This window comes from Corallococcus praedator (assembly GCF_003612125.1).
Lineage (GTDB): Bacteria > Myxococcota > Myxococcia > Myxococcales > Myxococcaceae > Corallococcus > Corallococcus praedator.
Genome location: NZ_RAWI01001315.1, coordinates 1 through 404 on the forward strand (window position 1 = coordinate 1; position 404 = coordinate 404).

Sequence of the window (404 nt, forward strand, 5' to 3'; positions counted from 1 at the left end):
ACCCGTGAGACCCTTCACAGGCGCTCATTGCATTCAAGTAGTCAACTGGAGGTGCTACTCATGCCAGTCAAACACGATTTGTTCGCGGATTTGGAGTTGACCAGGGAAGAGATTTTCGAGCGCAGCAGCGCCGATGCCACGTTGAGTCTGTTACTCAAAGAGTACGACAGCGCCGATGACGAAGTGCTGAATGCCGAAAAGGGGACCGCAGGAGGTATTGGCGATGACGCGCTCAAAAAGCTCAAGGAAAAACGCCTGTTGGTGAAAGACCGGATTGTCCAGCGTCTTTCCAGACCACAGTAATCGCTGCGCGTACGACGGGCTGTTCCAGCCCCGGAAAACACATGACATACGGCCCCTCAATGGGGCCGTTTGTCGTTTCAGCCATCAGCCAAGACCAGGTG

At 54.5% G+C, this 404-nt stretch carries 1 protein-coding gene; it reads left to right on the forward strand.

Annotation, left to right across the window (positions count from 1 at the left end):
• The coding region (locus D7Y13_RS44245) for a DUF465 domain-containing protein (protein ID WP_208734734.1) at positions 1-303 on the forward strand (303 nt) is incomplete at its 5' end.
• Between the last annotated feature and the right edge of the window lie 101 nt (positions 304-404).